The sequence below is a fragment of the Seonamhaeicola sp. ABD4_340 genome, from assembly GCF_056312135.1.
This window is the reverse complement of sequence record NZ_CM149981.1, coordinates 934,950-959,955: the sequence shown is the minus strand read 5'-3', so window position 1 is coordinate 959,955 and position 25,006 is coordinate 934,950. Positions and strand designations below refer to the sequence as shown.

12 protein-coding genes are annotated in these 25,006 nt (G+C 33.0%); 5 read left to right on the top strand and 7 right to left on the bottom strand.

The genetic code is table 11. From position 1 onward, the window contains the following. Positions 1-8: 8 nt before the first annotated feature. A complete protein-coding gene (locus ACYX4H_RS04260) occupies positions 9-749 on the top strand; it encodes a succinate dehydrogenase/fumarate reductase iron-sulfur subunit (RefSeq protein ID WP_475296940.1) in 741 nt (246 codons plus the stop codon). A 77-nt stretch (positions 750-826) separates the two neighbouring features. Further along, the gene (locus ACYX4H_RS04255; protein ID WP_476238630.1) at positions 827-1,747 is read left to right on the top strand and encodes a M28 family peptidase; all 921 of its coding nucleotides are present in this window, start codon (positions 827-829) and stop codon (positions 1,745-1,747) included. 2 nt (positions 1,748-1,749) lie between these two features. Here the strand turns inward: ACYX4H_RS04255 and ACYX4H_RS04250 are convergent, their stop codons facing one another. The 4 genes from ACYX4H_RS04250 to ACYX4H_RS04235 form a co-directional block, all read right to left on the bottom strand. Then, positions 1,750-2,901, bottom strand: coding sequence for an efflux RND transporter periplasmic adaptor subunit (locus ACYX4H_RS04250; protein WP_476237970.1), 1,152 nt, complete (start codon positions 2,899-2,901; stop codon positions 1,750-1,752). Positions 2,902-2,903: 2 nt separating this feature from the next. Next, entirely contained in the window at positions 2,904-7,217 is a 4,314-nt protein-coding gene (locus ACYX4H_RS04245; RefSeq protein ID WP_476237969.1) for a CusA/CzcA family heavy metal efflux RND transporter, read from the bottom strand. An 82-nt stretch (positions 7,218-7,299) separates the two neighbouring features. Then, positions 7,300-7,692, bottom strand: coding sequence for a hypothetical protein (locus ACYX4H_RS04240; RefSeq protein ID WP_476237967.1), 393 nt, complete (start codon positions 7,690-7,692; stop codon positions 7,300-7,302). A gap of 49 nt (positions 7,693-7,741) precedes the next feature. Beyond that, entirely contained in the window at positions 7,742-11,155 is a 3,414-nt protein-coding gene (locus ACYX4H_RS04235) for a hypothetical protein (protein WP_476237965.1), read from the bottom strand. Positions 11,156-11,406: 251 nt separating this feature from the next. Here ACYX4H_RS04235 and ACYX4H_RS04230 point away from each other — a divergent pair, with 251 nt between their 5' ends. The 3 genes from ACYX4H_RS04230 to ACYX4H_RS04220 all read left to right on the top strand — a co-directional run bounded on the left by ACYX4H_RS04230 (position 11,407) and on the right by ACYX4H_RS04220 (position 14,419). Then, a complete protein-coding gene (locus tag ACYX4H_RS04230; RefSeq protein WP_476237964.1) occupies positions 11,407-12,174 on the top strand; it encodes an exodeoxyribonuclease III in 768 nt (255 codons plus the stop codon). A gap of 25 nt (positions 12,175-12,199) precedes the next feature. Next, a complete protein-coding gene (locus ACYX4H_RS04225) occupies positions 12,200-13,159 on the top strand; it encodes an OmpA family protein (protein ID WP_476237963.1) in 960 nt (319 codons plus the stop codon). Between the two features lie 222 nt (positions 13,160-13,381). Beyond that, the gene (locus tag ACYX4H_RS04220) at positions 13,382-14,419 is read left to right on the top strand and encodes an aldo/keto reductase (protein ID WP_476237962.1); all 1,038 of its coding nucleotides are present in this window, start codon (positions 13,382-13,384) and stop codon (positions 14,417-14,419) included. Between the two features lie 59 nt (positions 14,420-14,478). Here the strand turns inward: ACYX4H_RS04220 and ACYX4H_RS04215 are convergent, their stop codons facing one another. The 3 genes from ACYX4H_RS04215 to ACYX4H_RS04205 form a co-directional block, all read right to left on the bottom strand. After that, entirely contained in the window at positions 14,479-16,734 is a 2,256-nt protein-coding gene (locus ACYX4H_RS04215) for a response regulator (RefSeq protein WP_476237961.1), read from the bottom strand. A 79-nt stretch (positions 16,735-16,813) separates the two neighbouring features. Continuing rightward, positions 16,814-17,740 (bottom strand): PorP/SprF family type IX secretion system membrane protein, encoded by a 927-nt coding sequence (locus tag ACYX4H_RS04210; RefSeq protein ID WP_476237960.1) that lies wholly within the window; start codon positions 17,738-17,740, stop codon positions 16,814-16,816. 3 nt (positions 17,741-17,743) lie between these two features. Next, a complete protein-coding gene (locus ACYX4H_RS04205; protein ID WP_476237959.1) occupies positions 17,744-24,898 on the bottom strand; it encodes a BspA family leucine-rich repeat surface protein in 7,155 nt (2,384 codons plus the stop codon). Positions 24,899-25,006 lie beyond the last annotated feature (108 nt).

The window sequence follows — 25,006 nt, the reverse complement described above, 5'->3', positions numbered from 1 at the left end:
GAAAAGGAATGAATTTAACATTAAAGATTTGGCGCCAAAAAGATGCTAAATCAAAAGGTAAGATGGAAACTTACAAGGTGAATGATATTTCAGAACATATGTCTTTTTTAGAAATGATGGATGTTTTGAATGAGCAATTAATTGCTGAAGGGCAAGAGCCAGTTGCTTTTGATCATGATTGTAGAGAAGGTATTTGTGGTATGTGTTCTATGTATATTAATGGAGAAGCCCATGGCCCAGATAGAGGTGTAACTACATGCCAATTGCACATGCGTATGTTTAAAGATGGCGATACTATTACAATAGAACCGTTTAGAGCAGCTGCATTTCCTGTAATTAAAGATTTAGTTGTTGATAGAACCTCTTTTGAGCGTATACAACAAGCAGGTGGTTATATTTCTGTTAACACATCTGGTAATACACAAGATGCTAATGCACTTCCAATTTCAAAACATGCTGCTGATGAGGCTATGGATGCCGCAACATGTATTGGCTGTGGTGCATGTGTAGCAACATGTAAAAACTCATCTGCCATGTTATTTGTTGGAGCTAAAGTTTCACAATATGCTTTATTACCACAAGGGCAAGTTGAAGCTGCAGACCGTGTTAAAAATATGGTAGCGCAAATGGATTTAGAAGGTTTTGGTAACTGTACAAATACAGGTGCTTGTGAGGTTGAATGCCCTAAAGGAATTTCATTAGATAATATTGCAAGAATGAATAGAGAGCTAATTAAGGCTTCTATTTAAGAAAAAAATATAAATATTTTGAAAAAAACCATACCTTGTATTAGGTGTGGTTTTTTGTTTACAATACTTTGTTTTTGATGTTTTTAAAAATTTTTACTGTTATTAAACTAATATCGCTGGCTGTTACTGTTTTTTTTGCTACACTTTCTGGCTATTCGCAAGTTGAAAAGAATGCCTATTTTAATAACGAAAATTTATTAAGGCATATAAAAGCATTATCTTCTGATGCTTTTGAAGGCAGGCAAACAGGATCACGCGGTGCAATAAAAGCAAAAAAATATATTATTAATCAGTTTCATTCTTTAGGTGTAAAGCCTTTTAAAAAATCATATCAGCAATCTTTTTTATTTTACAAAGGAAAAAAACAGTACAGTGGTGTAAATGTTATTGGCTATGTTAAAGGAACATGCCTACCAAACAAGTATATTGTAATTACTGCTCACTATGATCATGAAGGTATTAAAAACGGAAAAATTTACAATGGTGCTGATGATAATGCTTCGGGCTTGAGTGCATTATTCAGTTTTGCCGAATATTTTAAAAAGCACCCGCCAAAACACTCCGTTATTTTAGCAGCTTTTGATGCTGAGGAATTAGGACTTAAAGGGTCTAGTTACTTTGTAAATAATTTAAATATTCCATACCATAAAATTCTACTAAATATTAACATGGATATGATTAGTAGAAGTAATACCAATACTTTGCACGTAGCTGGGGCAAACATTTATAAACAATTTACACAAGCAGTTTGTTGTGTCTCAAATGATAGCTTTAAACTTCAAAGCGGGCACGATGGTTTTGATGAAAACGATAGTTGGGTGTACGCTTCAGATCATGCTAATTTTCATAAAAAAGATATTCCGTTTTTATATTTTGGAGTAGATGATCATGATGATTACCATGAACCTACTGATGATTTTGAAAACATTCACCCAACGTTTTACATTGAAGCTGTAAAAACAATAATTTCAGTATTTAATAAAATTGATGAAAGCTAGTATTAGTGTGCATGACCACCACCTTCTAAATTATCTCCAAGCATAAAGCCACCAGCTATTAAAATATCTTTATCAGCAAATTCATTTGCGTTAATTATTTCTGTGTGAGTTTCGGTTTGAGTACCAAGTTTTAAAGCTATTTTTTCAAAATAATATTGGTTGTTTTTCTTTTCTTTTAAAACTAAAGTAAAAGCACCTTCGTCATCTTCATTAATAGCGTCATTTTCTAGTGCTAAATTTGTGGTGGTAGTGGTTAAAATTGTGGCTTCAACAAACATACCTACAATAAAATTGGTGTTTGCTTCATTTAAAATGTGCCCATGCACTTTTACAACCCTAGTTTTTTCATTAATGGTTGTACCTACAAGGTGTACATTGGCATAAAAAGTTTCATTAGAGGCTTCAGGAATTTTAAAGCGTATATCTTGCCCCTTTTTAATGTGCAAAATATCTTTTTCAAACACTGAAAGTTCTAAGTGAATATGATCTGTATCAATAATTTCCATTATTACATCATCAGCCGCTACGTGCATACCGTTACTAATATTAACCTTTGTTATGTAACCCTCAATAGGAGAATATATATTGACACTTGAAGATATATAACCTTTTTCAACACCTAAAGGATTTATATGAAGCATTAATAGTTTTTTGCGTAAGCCGTTATAATGGGCTAAGTTACTTTTGTATGTGCTTTCAGCTTTTAAGTAATTTTTTTGTGATGTAATATTTTCATCAAAAAGTGTTTTTTGTCTATTAAATTCAGATTTTAAATAATTGAGTTGTTCTGAAATTTCTAAATAATCTTGCTGTAATTCTATAAAATCAGGATTTTCAATGGTAGCTAAAACTTGTCCTTTTTTTACTTTATCGCCTACTAAAAGTGGTGTTTTTGTTATATAACCACCCATATAAGTGCTTATAACAGCTTTATTTTTTGGAGGTACATCAATAGTACCATTTACTTTAATGCCTTTGGTAAATGTATAATTAGTTAATTTACCCAATTGCATATTGTTACTGTTAAATTGATGTTGGGTTATAACTAAATTATTAGTGTGAGTGTTTTCATTTGAAACATTACTATTGTTTTTTTTAGTGTTTTCGCAAGCTATTAGAATAAGCGCGAATAAAAAGGTATATATAAGTTTCATTATTATAAAATTAAATGATTTATAGCTATAATTGTTAGGTTGTATTTATTTAGGTTTTCAAGGTAGGTGAGTTCAATTTCCGTAGCAGTTTCAATGCTTTGTATGTATTGAAAAAAGTCAATTTCACCTTCTTTAAATGAGCGTTGGGCTGTTTTTATAATTTCTTCAGAAAGCTTTTTACCTTGCGTATTATAATAATTTACAGCAGCTTCATGTTGTTTGAGTTTTGCTAATAATGATTTATATGCTGTGTTTAGCTTTATTTTATACTCTTTTTTTTCAGCCTCTGCAGCTTCTATAGCTAGTTTACTTGCTTTAATTTTTGAAGCATTTCCGCTAAAGAAAATGGGAATTTTTAATCCTAATTGATATCCTTTAATATTTGTGTTTAAAGTACTGTTGGTACCTTGAAAATATTCGGCGGTTATATCTGGTAGTAAATTTTGTTTTTCTTTATTATTTAAAGCTTTGTAATAAGAAGTAGCGGTGTTGTACAAGGACAGGCCGATATTGTTTTCAATTGAAATAGGTTGTAATTCTGCTTTTTGTAATGTATTGTCAATAATTGTAATAGAATCTAATTGAACTAGTTTTTTCAAATCTTCTTTGGCTAGCACAATATCTTGTTGTACTTGTTTATAAAGCATTTCCAGTTGTTTTTGTTTTGATTTAGCACTAATCATTTCTAAATAATTAGTTTCACCTAATTCAAAACGCCTTTGTGAAGCTTTTTCAAACTGATTGTAAAGGCTATCTAAAAACTTGTAGGTTTTAGCTTTGTTTTTAGCATAAATAAGGTTGGAATATGCAGTATGAACATTACGTTTAAGGTTTTTTAAAGCTATGTTGTATTCTGTTTGTTGAAGATTAAATTCGGCTTGTTTTACTTTTTTATCAGCAAAATAAATTGTTGGAAATTTAAACTCTTGAGAAATACCAAAAACATTTAAAGGCTCATTGTTTATGGCTAAATTATTTTCATCATAACTGTAATAAATTGATGTTTTGTCAAAGTTAAAAGCGCTACCAATTAATGATTTTGATTCTTTACTTTTTAATGCGGAAGCTTTTAATGCAGCGTTGTTTTTAATGGCTAAATGTATGGCTTCATCAACAGTTAAGTTTTTTTGTTGTGCGTGTATTTGTAATGAAAGTAATGTTATAATTACTAAGGCACCTATTTTTTTGTTCATTTTTAATTCGGTTTTTTTCTCAAACCATGCGTATAAAACGGGTAAAACTATTAGTGTTAAAATAGTTGCTGTAACCAAGCCGCCAATAACTACGGTTGCTAATGGCCGCTGAACTTCGGCACCGGCGTTGGTTGAAATTGCCATGGGGAGAAACCCAAGTGTAGCTGCCGATGCTGTTAATAAAACAGGGCGCAGGCGTTCTGCTGTTCCGCATTTTACGCGTTCTTCAATGTTTGAAATACCAATTTTTTTAAGTTCTTTAAAATGCTCAATAAGTATAATGCCATTAAGTACAGCTATACCAAAAAGCGCTATAAAACCAACACCTGCCGAAATACTAAAAGGCATACCTCTAAACCATAAAAGGAGCACGCCGCCAACAGCCGAAAGTGGAATAGCGGTGTATACCATGACGGCTTCTTTTATAGAGCCAAAAGCAAAATATAGTAAAATGAATATGAGTACAAGTACAATAGGTACAGCTACCATTAATCTGTTTTTGGCGCTTTCAAGATTTTCAAATTGGCCGCCATAGGTAATATTATAACCTGCTGGTAGTTTTACCTGTTTATTAATAATGGTTTTAACATCATTAACAACCGATTGTAAATCTCTGTTTCGTACATTAATTCCAACTACAATACGTCTGCGTGTATCATCTCTAGAAATTTTAGCAGGACCTGTGGTGTATTTTATTTCGGCTAACTCACTTAAAGGAATTTTTGCACCACTAGGCGTGTCTACATATAAATTTTGAAGGTTTTCAATATTTGTTCTGTGGTAAGCATCTAACCTTACCACCATATCAAAACGTTTTTCGCCTTCAAATACATTACCTACTATTTTACCTGCAAACCCCATTGAAATAAGTTGGTTTACTTCTGCAATGTTTAAACCATAACGTGCAATTTTATTTCTGTTATAGTTTACACTCATTTGAGGCAAGCCTTCAACCTTTTCAATTATAATATCTGAAGCACCTTCAATATGTTGAATGTGTGTTTTAATTTCATTGGCTTTACTAGCTAAAACTGATAAATCTTCGCCAAAAATTTTAACAGCTACATCGGCACGCACGCCAGTAATTAGTTCGTTAAAGCGCATTTCAATAGGTTGTGTAAATTCTACTTCCATTCCAGGAATTATGGTAAGTGCTTCTTTAAATTTATCGGCTAGTTCATCTTTACTATCAGCAGAAACCCATTCGCTTTTAGGTTTTAGTTTTATAATTACATCACTTTCTTCCATACTCATAGGGTCTGTTGGTACTTCGGCTGCACCAATACGGCTTACTACTTGTACAACTTCAGGGAAGTTTTCTAATAACACCTGTTCTATTTTTGTTGTAATTTCAATAGTTTTTCCTAATGAAGTGCCTGTTTTTAGTACTGGCTGAATTACAAAGTCACCTTCATCTAAAGTTGGTACAAACTCACCGCCCATGGTTGTAAAAACCCATATGGTTATTGCTAATAATGTGCCTGCAAATGATAGTACTATTTTTTTGTTTTTTAAAGACCAATTGATGGTAGGCTTATAAAGTTTGTTTAAAAAATTCATGAGCCTATTAGCTATGTTCTTTTTAGATTGTTTGCTAGGTTTTAAAAATATTGAAGAAACTACTGGAATATATGTTAAACAGAAAATTATGGCACCAATAAGCGCAAAACTAAAGGTTAGTGCCATTGGCTTAAACATTTTACCTTCAACACTACTTAATGAGAGAATAGGTATAAAAACTATAAGAATGATGATTTGACCAAAAATTGCCGAATTCATCATTTTTGAAGCACTTTTTAAAGTAATAGAGTCAATGACTTGTTGTTGTTTGTTTTTAGAAAGCGCATTTGCAGAGGTGCTTTGTGTTGTTATTTTAAAAGCAATGAATTCTACAATAATTACAGCGCCATCTATAATAATTCCAAAATCAATAGCACCCATGCTCATAAGGTTAGCATCAATACCAAAAATATTCATTAACGAAATGGCAAATAATAAACTTAACGGAATTACAGATGCTACAACAAGCCCAGACCTTATGTTTCCTAATAGTAGTACAACAACAAAAATAACAATAAGTGAACCTAAAATTAGGTTTTCAGCAACTGTAAAGGTTGTTTTATCAATTAACTCACTACGCTCTAAAAAACTGTTAATGTAAATGCCTTGGGGTAATGATTTTTGTACAGAAGCTACGCGTTTTTTTACAGCATTAATAACTTTTTTAGAGTTGCCATCTTTTAACATCATAACTTGCCCAAGTACTTTTTCGCCCTCGCCATTACCGGTAATAGCACCAAAGCGTGTGGCGCTTCCAAAGTGTACTTTTGCAACGTCTTTTATAAAAATAGGAATGCCATTGTTTTTAACAACAATATTTTCAATATCGGCTTTTGAGTTTACTAAGCCTTCACCACGAATAAAGAAAGCTTTGTTGTTTTTTTCAATATAACCACCACCTGCAACACTATTATTTTTTTCTAAAGCATCAAAAATATCAATGTAACTAATATTCATGGCGTTTAATTTTTGCGGATTTAAAGAAACTTCATATTGTTTTAAATAACCGCCCCACGTGTTTACTTCTACTACACCCGGAATACCAGAAAGTTGGCGCTTTACAATCCAGTCTTGAATAGTGCGTAGTTGAGTAGTAGAATATTGGTTTTTATATGCTGGTTTTACATCTAAAATGTATTGGTAAATTTCGCCTAAACCTGTTGTAATTGGGCCCATTTCTGGTGTGCCGAAACCTTCGGGTATTTTTTCACTAGCCGATTTTATTTTTTCTGAAATTAATTGTCTTGGTAAATAGGTGCCAAGGTTGTCTTCAAAAACAATAGTAACTACTGATAGCCCAAATTTTGAAACAGAACGTATTTCTTTTACACCCGGTAAGTTGGCCATTTCTAATTCTACCGGATATGTTATAAACTGTTCAACATCTTGGGTAGATAAATTTTTTGATGTAGTAATTATTTGTACTTGATTATTGGTTATATCAGGTACGGCGCCAATTGAAATTTGGGTTAGTGAGTATATACCAAAACCTATAACTGAACCTGTAAAAAGGAATATGAATAGCTTATTTTTTAAGCTAAATTTTATAATGTTTTCTAACATAATTCATTTTGCTGAATAATTAAAAAGTAACATATTCAAATTGTTGAATTTGAATTGTTAGTAAATGTATTTAGACGGTGAATTATGCTAATTTAGGTGGTTGAAAAACTGAGGGTTTCTCAAAAGAAGAAATAGGCTCTTTATAAAAAAAGTTTAGTTGCGTATTTTGATGCATTTGGTTTTGTAGCGAAAACTCTAAACTTGTAACTAAAATACATGCAAAGTTAACTTGGCAAAAAATATGTTGATGACTTTTAAAGGGTAAGTCATCATGTTCTTTATGATTATTTTGTGTTGAAACGGCTTGTTCACCGTAATGTTCATACAAAAACTCTAAAAACGTATCGCCATACATTTCTTGATGATACTGAGCGTGCTCTATTAAAACACCTAGTTTAGACAGCTCTCCAATGTTTATATTTAAACTTTGAAAAAGCATTAAAATAGAATATACTATGGCTGCCGTTTTGCTCATACTTTTACAAAATTACAAAAAATAAATACTGTAAATGTTTAAAGAAAACTTAAAAATAAGCTTTTAGCTGTACAGCACCTGTGTGTATGGTATTACTTGTGGGTGTTTTTCGGCCAAAGTAGCTTAAATTCAAATCTAAAAACTTAGTTAGTTTTTTTTGAGCAAGCAATGTCCATGTAAAATTTTTACCAGGTTGTAAACCTTCTAGCATTTGGTAGGCTACAGGTGTGTTTGCATTGCCATTGTATGTGTTTAAAAAATAATTAAATTCACCATTTATAGCACTTTTAACATTTTTTGAAAACATGAAAGAAATACCGTATTTGTGCTGTTTGAGCGTTTCAAAACTACTAATAGTATTTTCTTTTTTTGCGTATTCATAAAACACATCAAAACTAGAATTATCATTAAATAAATACGATAATTTTGGGTTTAAACTTTCTTCTTTAAAATTATAATTTTTGCTTGAAAAGTTTTGGCTTATACTTTCATTATTAGCAAAAGTGGTTAGCGTACTAAACAACCAATTATTTGTTATTTTATGGTTGAAGTTTATTTGGTGACTTTTTAAATTATTTTCAATAAAGCCAACAGATAGTATGTTTCTGGTTTGATTGTTTAAATAGGTATATGATGTTGTGTAATGTTGTTGCCCGCGGTTAAAAAATAGTACGTTTCTAAAGTTTAATTGCAAGCCTAATTGATTGTTAGTATCGTTTTCAAACGGATTAATATTAAAAGCATTACCTTCACGCTTAATTTTTCTATCTATTAAATAACTGGTTTGATTGTAAAAATGAGACCAAAATTGTTGTGATTTATTTTTACTAACACGCCACTGTTGCGGGTTAATAGTTAAAGTTTGGCTTAAACGGTTTTGGTGTGTTTTTATAAAAATACGGTTTGGTAAAAGTACTCTAATATATTTACCTTGATCTTGAAATTGTGCTGTTTCAAACTCTTCTAATTCCTGTATGCCGTTTTCATTATAATCTATCCAAGTATAATTACCTTGGCCAGCTTCAACCTCAACATACGTAAAATCTTGTTGAGGTAAAGTGCCCGAATTGGTTTCAAAAATAGTGTTCCATTGCACAATATTTTTAAATAATTTTTGATTGAATTGTAGTCTGGAGTTTATAGATTGCTCATTTTCAATGCCAACTTCTTCATTTTTTAAATGGCGGTAATTAGCATATAGTGATAAGTTGGTGTTTTTATTATGAATAAGTTTAGAGTTTAAGTAGTAGGTATGCGATGTGTTCACTTTTTGTAATTGGTTGTTTCTAATACTATCATTAACCCTGTTTTTGTAGCCAACTTCTACAAACACCTTACTGCTATCTCCAACGCCAATATACGTTTGGTATGATGTGAATTTTTGGCTTAAAGCGGTTAATGTGTTTGTGCTATCACGTTGTTTATTGTCTTCAATAGCTATTTTTGTACCAATCCAACCTTTTTTTAAGCTGTAGTTTATAGTGTTGTATGACCGTAAAAAAGTAGATGTGTTTATGTTTGAAGTTGCCTTTAAATAACTACTGTTTGAAGTTATTGATAACTTATTTAAAGTAACATTAGCATTAGTAACATGCCTGTTACCGTTAAAGCCATTTGAAAAGTTTAAATGTTCAAATTGGTAGTTTATGATGCCTTTTTTATGATGATTAAATTGCACACCCGAAAACAAAAGGGTTTGGTTGCCCGTAACATTAATAGTTGTATTGTTGTTAGATGATAAGTTCCAATCGCGTGAAAACTCTGCATTATACAAACGCTCAATAGTTTTAAAGTTTTCTTGAATATAATCTGTATTTGCAAAAACGCTCACATTCCAAACGCTATCGTTTTTAGTTAATTTGTGGTTAATGTTAAATTGGCCAGCAAACCCATTATTATCATTATCATCTAAATTTGAAAACAAGTTCAAATCGTTTTTACTGCCAGCCAATTCAAAATTCATTAAGGTGTTATTGCTAGGTTTGTAACTGCCATTAATAACAGCTAATTGTAACTTTGTGGGCGCTACAAGCTGTACAATAGGCTCATAATTGCCTTGGCCAATGCCAACATATTCGTAAATATTATTAATGGCGTTGCTATTGCTTATAACATAGCTGCCTAAATTGTTACCAACCTGTGTAAATGTAACGCGGTATAATACATCATCGGGGTTGTTTGAAAACACAAAAGCCTCAACACCACTAATGAGTTCTTTTTTATAAAGAATACGGTTTTCGTTAGCCGATTCTTCAATTTCTGAAGGCGCAACCATAAGCGTTCTATCATCGCCTGCTCCTGATAAAATTTGTACTTGTTCTTCGGATAGGTTTTGTTGTAGCGGTTGGTTTTTAGCATCGTTTTCAGAATATACAGAAACACCAATATTCAATTTTTCGTTTTCAATACGGCCACCTCCAAAGGCTACAAAGCGTGAGTAATTACGTTCGCTATACTGATAATCAACAGTAATACGCATTTCAGAAGTAATAGGAAACGTAGCATTAAAAATAATTTCGCCAGCATTGTAATCAATAATATAATCTTGGTCTTCGCCACGTTTTACAGCTACACCATTAACGTAAACGGTTTCACTACCGGAAACAATAAGCACAAAAAGCTCGCCGTTAGGTCCTTGTAATTTATAAGGGCCTTGGTTGCCCTCTTGTGCGGTAAACTGACTACGGGTAAATTGCCCGCGAACTATTGCGCCAGCAGCAAACAGGTTGGTTTTGGTATTTTGGTTTCCTATGTTGGCATTTACTGATAGTCCTTGTACACGTTTAGAAAAACTTGCAAAAGTAGAATTACTGTTTTGCAAATCAATATCGCCCGCTCTTATGTTCCAACTATCACTAAATAACTCAATAAACACTTGGTCAAACTCATCTAAACGTTGGCTATAACCGCTTTCTTGTAAAGGTATGTTAGCATCTTGTATAGATGCTCTTAGTGATACTTTTTCGTTTAACTTTCCTGTAATTTGTAAATCTAATTCACTATTAACTACAGCGTTTTGGTTGTTTCCAATAGTTACACCTCTAGAAATACTGCCTGATGTTGTTAAACCATCAAAAGGTGTAAACGTATTTTGTGTATTAGGTTGGGTAAGCTTGTAAAGTGTTTGGGTATTACTATTATTTACAATAGCAGACTCATTGAGTTGCTGGTAGGTTTTAGTTAAAAACTCTGGAAATTTCAGGTAATTTATAACTAAAGTATCAGTGTCAATAGGCTTTTTAAACGTTATTAAAGCTTCAGAGAAGTTTACTGCGTAAAAAGTGCTATCTAGTAAAACACCATGCTTTGTTTCTACCTTAAACCAACTAGAGTTAATACTAACACTATCTATTTTAATACTATCTGTTACCGCTACTTTTATGCGCTTGTAGTTAGATTTAGGTTGTTGCGAAAACCCAAACAAGCCAATAAGTAATAAAAGTGTTAGTAAAAAATATTTCATTTGATATTTAAACTGTAATACGCTTAAAATATTTTGTTAATAGATTTGTATAAAATGCATATACAAGTAATAGCGTAAAAGTAATGTATTATTTATTTTAGCTGAAACGACCAAAAACATATTCTTAAATAGTTTTGTGTTAAACTAGGCATTTGCCTTTATACAGTAAAAGTGTTGTTTTGGTTTTATTAAAATATTAATAAATAAATTGATGTTATTCTAAAATGTATTCAGAATAACAAATTGAAGACATGAAAATTATATCATACAACGTAAATGGCATAAGAGCAGCAATAAACAAAGGGTTTATAGATTGGTTAAAAGCAGCAAACCCAGACGTAATTTGCTTACAAGAAATTAAAGCATTAAAAGAACAATTAGATTTAAGCGTTTTTGATGAAGCCGGATATAAATACCAATATTGGTTTAGCGCCCAAAAAAAAGGCTACAGCGGTGTTGCTATTTTAAGTAAAACAGAACCAAACCATGTTGAATACGGTACAGGTATTGAATCTATGGATTTTGAAGGAAGAAATATTAGAGCAGATTTTGATGGTGTGTCAATTATGAGTTTATATTTACCTTCTGGCACAAATATTGATAGGTTGGAGCATAAGTTAGAGTACATGGATATGTTTCAAAACTACATTGATAACTTAAAAAAAGAACTACCAAATCTTGTTATTTGTGGCGATTATAATATTTGCCACGAAGAAATTGATATTCACAACCCAAAAGGATTAAAAAACGTTTCAGGATTCTTACCAGTTGAACGTGAGTGGATAGGTAGTTTTATAAACAGTGGTTTTATAGATTCTTTTAGGTATATAAATCCTGAAAAACAGCAATATAGCTGGTGGAGCTACAGGGCCAATGCACGTGCCAACAATAAAGGTTGGCGGTTAGATTATGCCATGGTAGCAAAACCATTACAAGAAAATATAAAAAGAGCCGTTATACTCACTGAAGCAGTGCACAGTGATCACTGCCCTATTTTAGTAGAAATAAATAACCAATAAACAAACAAAAACAAAACCAAGCGTAATGATTAAAAAAATCGTTCTATCAGTTGTAACAGTATCCGTTTTAGCATCGTGCGTATCTCCAAAAGTTTATAAGGAATTAGAAGCTAAATACAATAACTTGAAAAAAGAAAACAGAAAGCTTTATGATGAAAACGAAGAACTTCTGTATGAAAAAAATCAAGCAAAAAACGAGTTAAAACAGCTTAAAACAGCTTATGATGAAGCTGTTGCTGAACGCGATAAACTTCAAGCAGATTATACCGCAACCAAAGCAAATAATGATGCATTAAAGGCCTCATATGATGCTTTAGAGAAAAATAGTTCGGCTGCAATTGCCAAAAATTCACAAAAAAACAGAGAATTATTAGCAGAGTTAGAAGCTAAAGAACAAGCCTTAGCTGCTGAAAATGCTCGTTTAGAAAAACTTAAAAAAGAACTTGAAGACCGCTCAAACAGAGTTGCAGAATTAGAAAAAGTTATTGCCGATAAAGATGCCGCTATGGGCGCTTTAAAAGATGCCATTTCTAGAGCATTAACAGATTTTGAAGGCAAAGGTTTAACTGTAGAACAAAGAGACGGAAAAGTTTACGTTTCAATGGAAAATAAACTCCTTTTCAGTTCAGGAAGTTGGGCAGTAGGCTCTGAAGGTCGTAGAGCCGTACAACAACTAGGTAGCGTATTAGCCGAAAACCCAGACATTGCCGTTTTAATTGAAGGCCATACCGATAATGTACCTTACGGCGGAAACAGCGTGCTAACAAACAACTGGGATTTATCAACAAAACGCGCCACATCAATAGTTAATATTTTAAGAGAAAATGCCAAAATAAACCCCGAAAATTTAACAGCTGCCGGTAGAGGAGAGTATGCGCCAGTGGCCACTAACGACACCGCCGAAGGTAAAGCAAAAAACAGACGTATTGAAGTTATTTTAACACCTAAGTTAGATGAGCTTTCAAAGCTTTTAAACGATAATTAAAATGCGGGCGTTACACCAAAAGAAAAATTTGGTGTCGCGCTTTCGGCAGTCGCTCCCTCCTGCGTCGGGGAGCTTCAACAAAGCCTCAATCGCTAACGCAATAAAAACCTTTCAGAAAACAAAAATAACTCTGAAAGGTTTTAATATTTACAAACACTAATTAGCAAATAAGCTATAAATCTAAAAAGTCTAACAATTCTAAGTTAGTCCAAACAATCTCAAATGAAATACACAACACTACCCAATACCAACATAAAAGTTAGTAAAATATGTTTAGGTTCCATGACTTGGGGAAACCAAAATACTGAAGCCGAAGGACATGAGCAAATAGATTACGCCCTAGAACAAGGCGTTAATTTTATTGATACAGCCGAATTATACCCGGTGCCAGCAACCGCTGAAACCAGTGGTAGAACCAGTGAAATTATAGGGTCTTGGGTGAAAAAATCAGGAAAAAGAAATGATGTAGTAATAGCATCAAAAATAGCAGGCCCAGGAGATTACACAGCACATATTAGAACAACAGGTTTTAGCCCAAAATCTATTCAAGAAGCTATAGAATTAGAGCTAAAAAGACTTCAAACAGATTATATTGATTTATACCAACTACATTGGCCAGAACGCGATACAAATAAATTTGGATTAAGAAATTTTCCGCACGAAACGAGTTTACAATGGCACGAAAATTTTGCTGAAGTTATTGAAGAACTTAATAACCAAGTAAAAGCAGGTAAAATAAGGCAGTTTGGTTTATCAAATGAAAACTCTTGGGGCACCATGCGTTATTTACAAGAGGCCAAAAATAAAAACTTGCAAAGACCAGTAACTATTCAAAATGCGTATTCATTACTTAATAGATTATTTGAGTATGAGTTGGTTGAGGTTGCTATGCGAGAAAAGGTTGGTTTATTAGCATATTCTCCAATGGCATTTGGCGTGCTTTCTGGTAAATATATAAAAGGTACAGCAGCCGAAAATTCCCGCTTAACATTGCACCCGCGTTTTGCACGTTACAGTAGTGAGCAAAGTACAGAGGCTACAAAGCGTTATTTAAAAATAGCTGAAGATAACGGATTAACTTTGGCGCAAATGAGTTTAGCGTTTATTAACCAACAGCCATTTGTTACAAGTACTATTATTGGAGCAACTACAATGCAGCAATTAAAAGAAAATATTGGTAGTATAAACGTTACCCTTAGCAGTGAAGTTTTAGAGGCCATAAACAGCGTACACAATGCTATGCCAAATCCGGCGCCATAGTTTATAAAATAACAATAAATATTAAGAATTCCTGTTTTTTTAAAGCAGGAATTTTTCTTTTAAGCTATTGTTGGTTTTTCTCGTGTTTCAGGGTTTAAAGAATACTTAATAAGTAAATCGTGTAGTTTTTTTACTTCAATTGGTTTTGATATAAAATCATCAATACCACATTGGCTCGCTTTTTTTCTGTCGTCTGTGTAAGCACTAGCAGATACCGCAATTATAGGGTACGGGTTTTCTTTAAACTTTTTAGAAGCTTTAATTTTTTTAGTAGCTTCTAAGCCATCCATTATAGGCATTTGAATATCCATGAAAATAATATCATAAGCTTTGTTTTTTGCACTTTCAACCGCTTCTAAACCATTGTTAGCATAATCTATATTCAAATTGAATTTTTTAAGCATTAAACCCAGTACTTTTTGGTTCATTATATTGTCATCAACAATTAGTACGCTTATTTCATTTCCAATTTTAGGAAGGTTTTTAAATAAATTAGCACTATTGTTATTATAAATTTTGGTATCAGCCCTTTTAAGTTTTACTGTAAAATAAAAACAAGAGCCATCAGTGTCTGATGGTTTATATTTTAATTCGGTGTTCATTAATTTAGCCAAATCATTTGATATGGTTAAACCTAAACCTGTACCGCCGTATTTTCTGGTTGTAGAAATATCCTCTTGTTCAAAGGCTGCAAATATTTTAGAAACCTTATTTTTTTCAATACCAACACCTGTGTCTTCTACCGTAAATAAAAATTCATCTTCAAATTGGTTATACTTCTTTTGAATAATATTAAACTTTACCCAACCAGAATCTGTAAATTTTATGGCGTTATTTAAAAGGTTTATTATAATTTGATTTATGCGTATAGCATCACCATAAACAAGTTCTGATGCTTCAGTTGTTTTATTAAATGAATAAAGTAAGTCTATGCCTTTTTCATTGGCCTGAAATTGAAATATTTTAATAAGATTGCTTAAATCTTTTTTAAGGTTTACTGGCCTAATTTCAAGTTCCATTTTTCCTGCCGTAATTTTAGAATAATCTAGTATTAAATTAATTAGGCCTAGTAAATGGCTTGATGAGTAATTGGCTATTTCTAAAAGTTTTACTTGTTCTTTATTTAAATTAGATTGGTTTAAAAGGTTTAATACGCCAATAATACCATTTAAAGGTGTTCTAATTTCATGACTCATATTGGCTAAAAAACTAGATTTATAGGCGGTGGTGCGTTCTAATTCTTCAATAGTTAATTTTAAGCCATCAATGTTTTTTAATAGGTTTTTTTTAAGTAAACCGTAGGCTTTGTATAAAAAATTAATTTCAAGAATTTTAGATTTATCGGCATTGGGGTCTATCTTTTCTTTGAAACCAGATTTTATAAACTGATGCATTGATAGTTGGAGTTTTAAAATATCTCTAGTCAACATTCTTGATAGGTATAGAATTACCAAAATTATAAATAGCACCATTAATGTAAATGATATTTTTACATATTGATCTATATCTGTATTTTTTCTTAGGATACCTCTTTGCGCAATAGCTTCAAGTTCATAAAGCTGATTTTTTATGGTTTTGTTGAGCTCAAAAATTTGTCCGTATAAACCACTATTAGTACCGTTTCCAATGTTTAAAGTTAATTGAGCTACATTGTTAAAAGCTTTTTTATACGTTTTTAGTGTATTTTTAACAGTAGCACTATTTTTTTTATCTTCAATAATACTATTGGCTAGTGTGTTAAAAGCATTTATGTAATGTTGTTCTGTACGAAGCAGAAAATCTTTTTCATGACGCCTTAATTGCAGTATGCTTTCGTTTTTTATAATGTTGTCATCTTCAATTTTATGGGCAATTTTTCGCATATTACCAATGCCGCCAAAATCTTTATAACCTAACAAAAAGCGTTGTTCTTTTAAGTTTTTTGAAATTGAATCTAAAGCACTAAAACCAGCCGTTACATCATTAGTAAAAAGGCTGTGTGTACTAATATTGTTAATTTGAAGTTCTTTAACTATGGCGTTAAATTCATTTTTAAGTGTATTAGTATTGCTTATAAAAATGTCTATTGTTTCTTCTTTTTCATTTAGATAAAAACTATCAGATTTATAACCGTATAATAAAAATGATTGTAAATGTTTTTCGTTGTTAGAAAAATCAGCTTCTAAATTATATATTCTATTAGTTATATTTTGAAGATTTTTACTCTTAGATTTAAAATAATTATAACCAATAAATATTAAAATAGTAGGAGCTATTATTAATAAAAAAGACAGGACAATCCTGAATCTGTAAGAATTGTAAAAATTAAATTTCATTAGGGCCTTAGGGAATTGGCCTCAAATTTATTTAATATTTAATGCTAAAAAGTTATGCTTATGTTAAATATTGTGAAGTTTATAATTGCGTGTACCCTTCATTAAATTTTATGCTTAATGACAAACCATGGCTATTACCTAAAGGTGAATTATTTGTAGCCACATTGTAGTTGTAAATAACTCTTAAATTTTTAATAAGATAAATTCCAGCTAATACATTAAAACTAGACGATGTTCTATAGCCAGTACCTACTTCAAATTTATTTTTAAAACTAACAGCAATATTAAAATCGGCTTGCATAGGTGCGCCTTCTTCATGTTTAATTAGCATATTGGGTTTAATCATGATATTATCAAACTTATTGCTAAAAAAACGATAGCCTAAATAGGCGTACACCGGACTAGAAAGTCTAATATTTTGCTCAGTAGCTAGTTTATCGCCAGCAATATTTGGTGCCGAAACACCCACATAAAATGATGCGTGATTATATAAAAAACTCAAACCAATGGTTGGTATACTTGCATTAACATCTTGTGCAAAACTAGGGTCGTTAGGTATATTTAATTCGGTTAAATTATCCTGAAATTGCTGCAATCCAGCTGTTAAACCAAACGATAAAACATTTGGTGAATAGTGTTGCCAATATGGACGGTCTCCATTAAAATCAAAAAATATTTTATATGAAAACGCGGCGAACACACTTGTAGAATTGGTTACGCCAATTTCATCTCTAACAATGCCTCCACCTAAGGCTATTTTTTCGTTGTTTAAATTACCATGACCACTAAACGAAAGTGTACGCGGGCTGCCATCAAAATCGTTAAAATAACCGTTATTACTTAGCGTAAATTCAGTATTTCCGCTAAGTCCAGCATAAGCGCTATTTATAATAAACGGATTGTAATTATATTCTGCAAATAGCGGACTTTGTTGTGCGTTTACATGCATAATAACTAAAAGAAATGCTGCTGTAAAAAGGTAGGTTAAAGTATTTAATTTCATCATTTTTTAGCGTTTTATAACTACAAATCCTTTTAGTTTTTTCAAATTATGTGTGCCAGATATTTTTATATCAAAAAAGTAAGTGCCATCAGGTAATTTGCCAGCACCAGATTTACTCATGCGGTTGGCTATTCCTCTAAAAACGTTTGAAGTGTTATTGTAATTAGTAATACTAAAAACTAAATCGCCCCAGCGGTTATAAATGTTTACCGTATTATTAGGGCTATTTTCAATACCAACAATTTCCCAAAAATCGTTTATGCCATCGTTGTTTGGAGAGAACCCGTATTTCGATTCTACTAACGGAATAGTTAATGTTTCGGTAGTGAAAGATTCCTCGGTACAACTTGTAGCATCACCAACTGCGTTGTATGGCATAAGGCTCACAAATATTTGGGTGTTTTCAGGTAAATCTGTAGGTAAATCAAACGTAGTTACATTGCCTACATCTTGGTTGTTTACAATATCTGTTCCACCAGAAGTTGTACCTACCGTTAATCTGTAACCTGTAGCATCTGCAATGGCATTCCATGTTAAATCTGTGGTTACTGAAACATTGCTAGCACCATTAAGCGGACTTGTTAAACTTGTACAGGTTGGTGCTGTTGGAAGTGTTTCTGTTGTGAAAGATTCTTCGCTGCAACCTGTAGCATCGCCTACTGCGTTGTATGGCACAAGGCTCACAAATATTTGGGTGTTTTCTGGTAAATCTGTAGGTAAATCAAACGTAGTTACATTGCCAACATCTTGGTTGTTTATAATATCAGTTCCGTTTGAAGTTGTGCCTACCGTTAGTCTGTAACCTGTAGCATCTGCAATGGCATTCCATATTAAATCTGTGGTTATTGAAACATTGGTAGCACCATCTAGCGGACTTGTTAAACTTGTACAAGTTGGTGCTGTTGCTAGAGTTTCGGTAGTGAAAGATTCTTCGCTGCAACCTGTAGCATCGCCAACCGCGTTGTATGGCACAATGTTCACGAATATTTGGGTGTTTTCAGGTAAATCTGTAGGTAAATCAAACGTAGTTACATTGCCTACATCTTGGTTGTTTATAATATTAGTTCCACCAGAAGTTGTGCCTACCGTTAATCTGTAACCTGTGGCATCTGCAATGGCATTCCATGTTAAATCTGTGGTTACTGAAACATTGGTAGCACCATTAAGTGGACTTGTTAAACTTGTACAGGTTGGTGCTGTTGGAACCGTTTCACTAGTAAAAGATTCTTCGCTGCAACCTGTAGCATCACCAACTGCGTTGTACGGCACAATGCTCACAAATATTTGGGTGTTTTCAGGTAAATCTGTAGGTAAATCAAAAGTAGTTACATTGCCAACATCTTGGTTGTTTATAATATCAGTTCCGTTTGAAGTTGTGCCTACCGTTAGCCTGTAACCTGTAGCATCAGCAATGGCATTCCACGTTAAATCTGTGGTTATTGAAACATTGGTATCGCCATTAAGCGGACTTGTTAAACTTGTACAAGTTGGTGCTGTTGGAAGTGTTTCAGTAGTGAAAGATTCTTCGCTGCAACCTGTAGCATCACCAACTGCGTTGTATGGCACAATGCTCACAAATATTTGGGTGTTTTCTGGTAAATCTGTAGGTAAATCAAACGTAGTTACATTGCCAACATCTTGGTTGTTTATAATATCAGTTCCGTTTGAAGTTGTGCCTACCGTTAGTCTGTAACCTGTAGCATCAGCAATGGCATTCCACGTTAAATCTGTGGTTATTGAAACATTGGTATCGCCATTAAGCGGACTTGTTAAACTTGTACAAGTTGGTGCTGTTGGAACCGTTTCAGTAGTAAAAGATTCTTCGCTGCAACCTGTAGCATCACCAACTGCGTTGTATGGCACAATGCTCACAAATATTTGGGTGTTTTCTGGTAAATCTGTAGGTAAATCAAAAGTAGTTACATTGCCTACATCTTGGTTGTTAATAATATCTGTTCCGTTTGAAGTTGTGCCTACCGTTAGCCTGTAACCTGTGGCATCTGCAATGGCATTCCATGTTAAATCTGTAGTTATTGAAACATTGGTAGCACCATTAAGCGGGCTTGTTAAACTTGTACAGGTTGGTGCTGTTGGTGCGGCAGCGGTAGTGAAAGATTCCTCGGTACAACCACTAGCGTCTCCAACGTTGTTGTAAGGCGTTATTCTTACAAAATAAATTCTATTATCTTGTAAATCACTTGAAAAATTATAGGTAGTTACATTACCAACATCAATACTATTTATAAGTTCTACACCTCCAGATGTTGTGCCAACACTAAGTAAATAACCAGTAGCATCTGCAATTGGATTCCATGTTAAGTTGGTAGAAACAGGAATATTAGTGGTGCCATTAACAGGATTAGTTAAAGTTGTACATGCAGGCGGCACAGGAATAAACTCTGTTCTGAATGATTCTTCAGAACAACTTGTAGCATCGCCCTCTTCATTATAGGGAATAATGGTTATAAAAATATTGGTGTCTTCTGGTAAATCTGCAGTAAAATCATACTCGGTTACATTACCTATATCTTCATTGTTTACTATATCTGTTCCACCAGAAGTAGAACCAACAGATAGCTTATAGCCATCGGCGTTGGAGATGGCATTCCAAATTAAATTGGTTGATACTGCTACACCTGTTGCTCCATTTAAAGGTTCAATTAAGGTTGTGCAATCTGGTGCCGTTGCTGGATTGTTTGAGATTGTAAAACTTTCTTCTGTACATGGCCCAACGGCATTTCCAGCATAATTATAAGGCACAATAGTAACATAAATAATGTCTCCGTTATTAAAATTTGTTGTAAACTCGTATGAAGTATCATTAATTACATTTTCATTATCTAATATATCATTACCACCAGGGCTTGTGCCAACCGTTAGATAATAACCTTCGGCATAAAGTGCGTGTTCCCAAGTAATATTAGTATTAACGGGTACATTAGTGTTTCCGTTTAAAGGCGAGGTTAATTGTGTACATTCTGGAATTGGACAATCGAGAATATCTGAATTTATTGTCCATCCAAAAGTGTCAATTATAGATTGACGTTCGTCTTGAGCATCACAATATAAAAGTGATGCAGCGCCTAAAGTAATTCCTGGAGTTAAGGTTTGATTTGACCAAGCTATTAATGTATTGTCGTAATTTTCACGCGTTAAGGCGGTGTCGTCTAGCATGTTTCTCATATCGGTAACGCCACTAACATCCCAATCACCTAAATATTGATTAAATGCCGTTGCATTATTAAACATAGCGCGCATTGTAACATTGCCAAATAACCATTGATTTAACGGTTGATTAAAAGCAATAGCATTTTGAAACATTCTATACATACTTGTTACGTTAGTAGTACGCCAATTATTTAAGGGTTTGTTAAAGGCTGATGCACCATTAAACATATCGGCCATGGTGGTTACAGCTCTTACATTCCAACTATCAATATCGCCATTAAAGGTTATGGCGTTTTGAAACATAGCTTCCATGGTGGTAACCGAAGCCACATTCCATGAGTTTAAAGGTTGATTAAATGCACGTGCTTCCCTAAACATGTCTTTCATAGAGGTAACAAAAGCTGTATTCCAATTATCTAGAGGTTGATTAAAAACTGAAGCTTCATAGAACATGGCTTCCATATTTTGAGCTTCTCCTGTATTCCAATTGTTTAAAGGTTGATTAAATGAAGTTGCTTCTTCAAACATAGATTCAAAATTTGTAACTACACCAACGTTCCAAGAATTTATGTTTTGATTAAATACAGATGCACCTTTAAACATTGAAGGCATTAAAGTAACTGAACTTACATTCCAATTATTTAGTGGTTGATTGAAAGCTTCGGCATATTCAAACATATTACTCATATTGGCCACTGCACTTACTTCCCAGTTGTTTAAAGGTTGATTAAAAACGGTTGTTCCCCGAAACATTGCCGACATGTTTACAACAGAGTTTACATCCCAGTTATTTAAGGGTTCATTAAAACTTCGTGCATAACTAAACATGCCGCTCATGTTAATTACGTTGGTAACATTCCAAGAGTTTATATTTTGATTGAATAATGTAGAACCACTAAACATAGATCTCATATTAGTAACCGATGTTACGTTCCAGTTGTTTAGCGGTTGGTTAAATACAGGTGTTGTACTAAACATAGAATCCATGGTTGTAACATTACTTACATTCCAAGAGTTTAAGGGTTGATTAAAAGCTCTAGCACCATTAAACATACCTCTCATGTTTGTTACATTAGAAACATTCCAGTTGTCTATATTTTGATTAAAAGCTTCAGCATAATTAAACATTTCTTCCATAGAAGTTACATTGTCTACAACCCAATTGTTTAGTGGTTGGTTAAAAACTAATGCCCTTTGAAATACAGACCTCATTGAGGTTACATTGCTAACATCCCAAGAGTTTAAAGGTTGATTAAAGTTATCGGTGTTAGCAAATATATATTCTAAAGATGTTACATTGCTTACATTCCAAGAGTCTATATTTTGATTAAAGGCCTCAGCGGCATTAAACATATTATTCATTGAAGTAACGTTACTAACATCCCAATTATCCATGGGTTGGTTGTATATTCTTGCTTGATAGAACATATTATCCATGTTTGTAACATTGCTAACATTCCAGTTATTAATATTTGCATTAAATAAGTAGGTCCTTCTAAACATTCTAGACGTGTTGGTAACCTGTGAAAGATTAGGAATATCAGTAGCGTTATACTCCATGTTTTCACAGAAATAAAAGGCTTGATTCATGCTTCCCCAAATTTGCGTGCCCCATTGGTCCATAGAGATAAGTTTTAAATTATCTCTATTACTTGAAGTTTGACGGTAAGACGGGAAATCTCCTATTATAGCTATGGTATAAATACCAGGGTTTAGGTACGTGTGTGTAATATCATTACTAACATTATTGTTGTATTGCCCATCGCCCCAATCAATACTAAAATTATAGGTTAAATAGTCTGGGTAGCCATCATTTAATTCTATTCTGTACTGATTTGCGGCAGTAGAATTGGTGTCTAAATTTCTTGTGTCAATTTTAATTTTAAAAGCATCGGGGCTATTTACCCAACTTTCAACAACTGTAAACGATAGTTCTTGGCAACCTGTTGCTGGTCCTTCGGCATTATAAGGCACAACGGTAACATAAACCGTGTCTCCGGGTAAAAATTCATTTGTAAAGCTTAAACCAACAACATTACCTACATCATAATTATTTGCAGGATTGCCACTAATAGTTGCATAGTTTCTAGAACCGCCACGTTCAATTTCTAAAGTAACTCTGTACCCATCAGCATTTGGTGTTGGGTTCCATCTAATGTCACTGTTAGCAGGTGTCATGGTGTCTCCTGCTGCAGGCATTGTTATTTCGGTACAAAGTACATAAGAGCAGTTTACAGCATCGCCCGTAATAGTCCAACCATCATCATCTATTAAACTTTGTCTTTGGTTTAAAGCATCGCAATATTGAAGGTTAGTAGCGCCTAAAGTTAATCCGGAATTTACGGTTTGTGCAGACCATGCTATTAAAATATTATCGTAGTTTTCTTGTGAAATACCACTGTTGGAAAGCATGTTATTAAGGTTTGTAGCCGAAGAGATATTCCAATTTCCTAGATTTTGATTAAAAGATGAAGCATTACTAAATGCACTGCCCATATTGGTAACATTACTAACATTCCAAGTATTTAAAGACTGATTAAAACTTGTTGCTCCAGCAAAAACTGAAGCTAAATTTGTAACATTACTAATATTCCAATTATCTAAAGGTTGGTTAAATATGTCGTTTTGCTGAAACATGCCTTGAATATTGGTAAGGCTAGTAGTAACCCAACTATTTAAAGGCTGATTAAAACTATCGGCGTTTCTAAACATTTGAGACATATCAGTTACATTACTAACATCCCATGTGTTAAGCGGTTGAGCAAATGACGTTGAACTACTAAACATTTCACTCATATTAGTTACATTGCTTACAACCCAATTATTTAATGGTTGGTTAAATGCCATATTTTGGTTTTCTCCATTAAACATTGCTTCCATGTTTGTTACATTACTTACATTCCAGTTGTTTAGTGGTTGATTGAAGTTTTCAGCTCCTTCAAACATGTGATTCATATCAGTAACGTTACTTACATTCCACCCATTTAGTGGTTGGTTAAAATCGGCACATCTTCTAAACATAAAAGCCATATTTGTAACATTGCTTACATTCCAGTTACTAATGTCTTGGTTAAAAGGCATATCTAAAAAGCCATAAAACATGTAAGACATATCTGTAACATTATAAACATTCCAATTGTTTAAAGGATGATTAAATTCTCTACATCTATAAAACATGTAAGCCATGTTTGTAACATTATCAACCACCCAGTTATTTAAAGGGTGTGTGTATGATAAAGCCGTTTGAAAAGTACCATACATATTGGTAACCCTACTTACATTCCAATTATTAATGTTTTGATTAAATTGAGTTGCACCACTAAATAGCTGGCTCATATCTTCAACAGCACCGGTATTCCAATTATCTAAAGGTTCATTAAATGCATAACAGTTTCTAAAAGTTCTTGCCATTGTGGTAACGGCACCAGTATTCCAGTTATCTAATGGCCTGTTAAAATTATTACAACCATCAAAGGTGCTATTTAAGTTTTGAATGGTGCTAACATTCCAATTATTAACTATACCGTTAAAAGTTTCGCAATTACGAAACATGTTTTCTAGTGTTGTTGTTTGTGAAAGGTTTGGGGCATCAATTAAATCAAAATTTAGGTTTTCGCAACCAAAAAACGCATTTTCCATGGTTTGCCATTGGATGGTGCCCCATGCCAATATCTCTATGATTTTTAGCTTATCACTGGTGTTTTCATCGTTAAAAAAGATAGATGGAAAAGTGCCGCTAATTTCTATAGTATACGTGCCAGGAGCTGCATAAGTATGTGTTATGTTTCCAATAACTCCGGTGTCTATATTTCCATCGCCCCAATTAACATCATAATTATAAGTTGAGTAATTTGGGTTTGTGGGTATGGTTATTTGGTTATTTGCTGAAGAACCAGATTCTGTGTTATTAGTATTCCAAATTGATCTGAAATTTTGTGAAAATAAATTAACACTAATAAATAAAGCAAAATAAATAAGGACTTTTTTTTGCATCTTTTGAGGTTTTGGTTGCATGTTGAAAATATGAAATATAGCTTTGAAATGTTTAAAACAGCCTGTGTAGATTTAGCTTAATTTTAAAAACTGAGAGAAGGTATATTG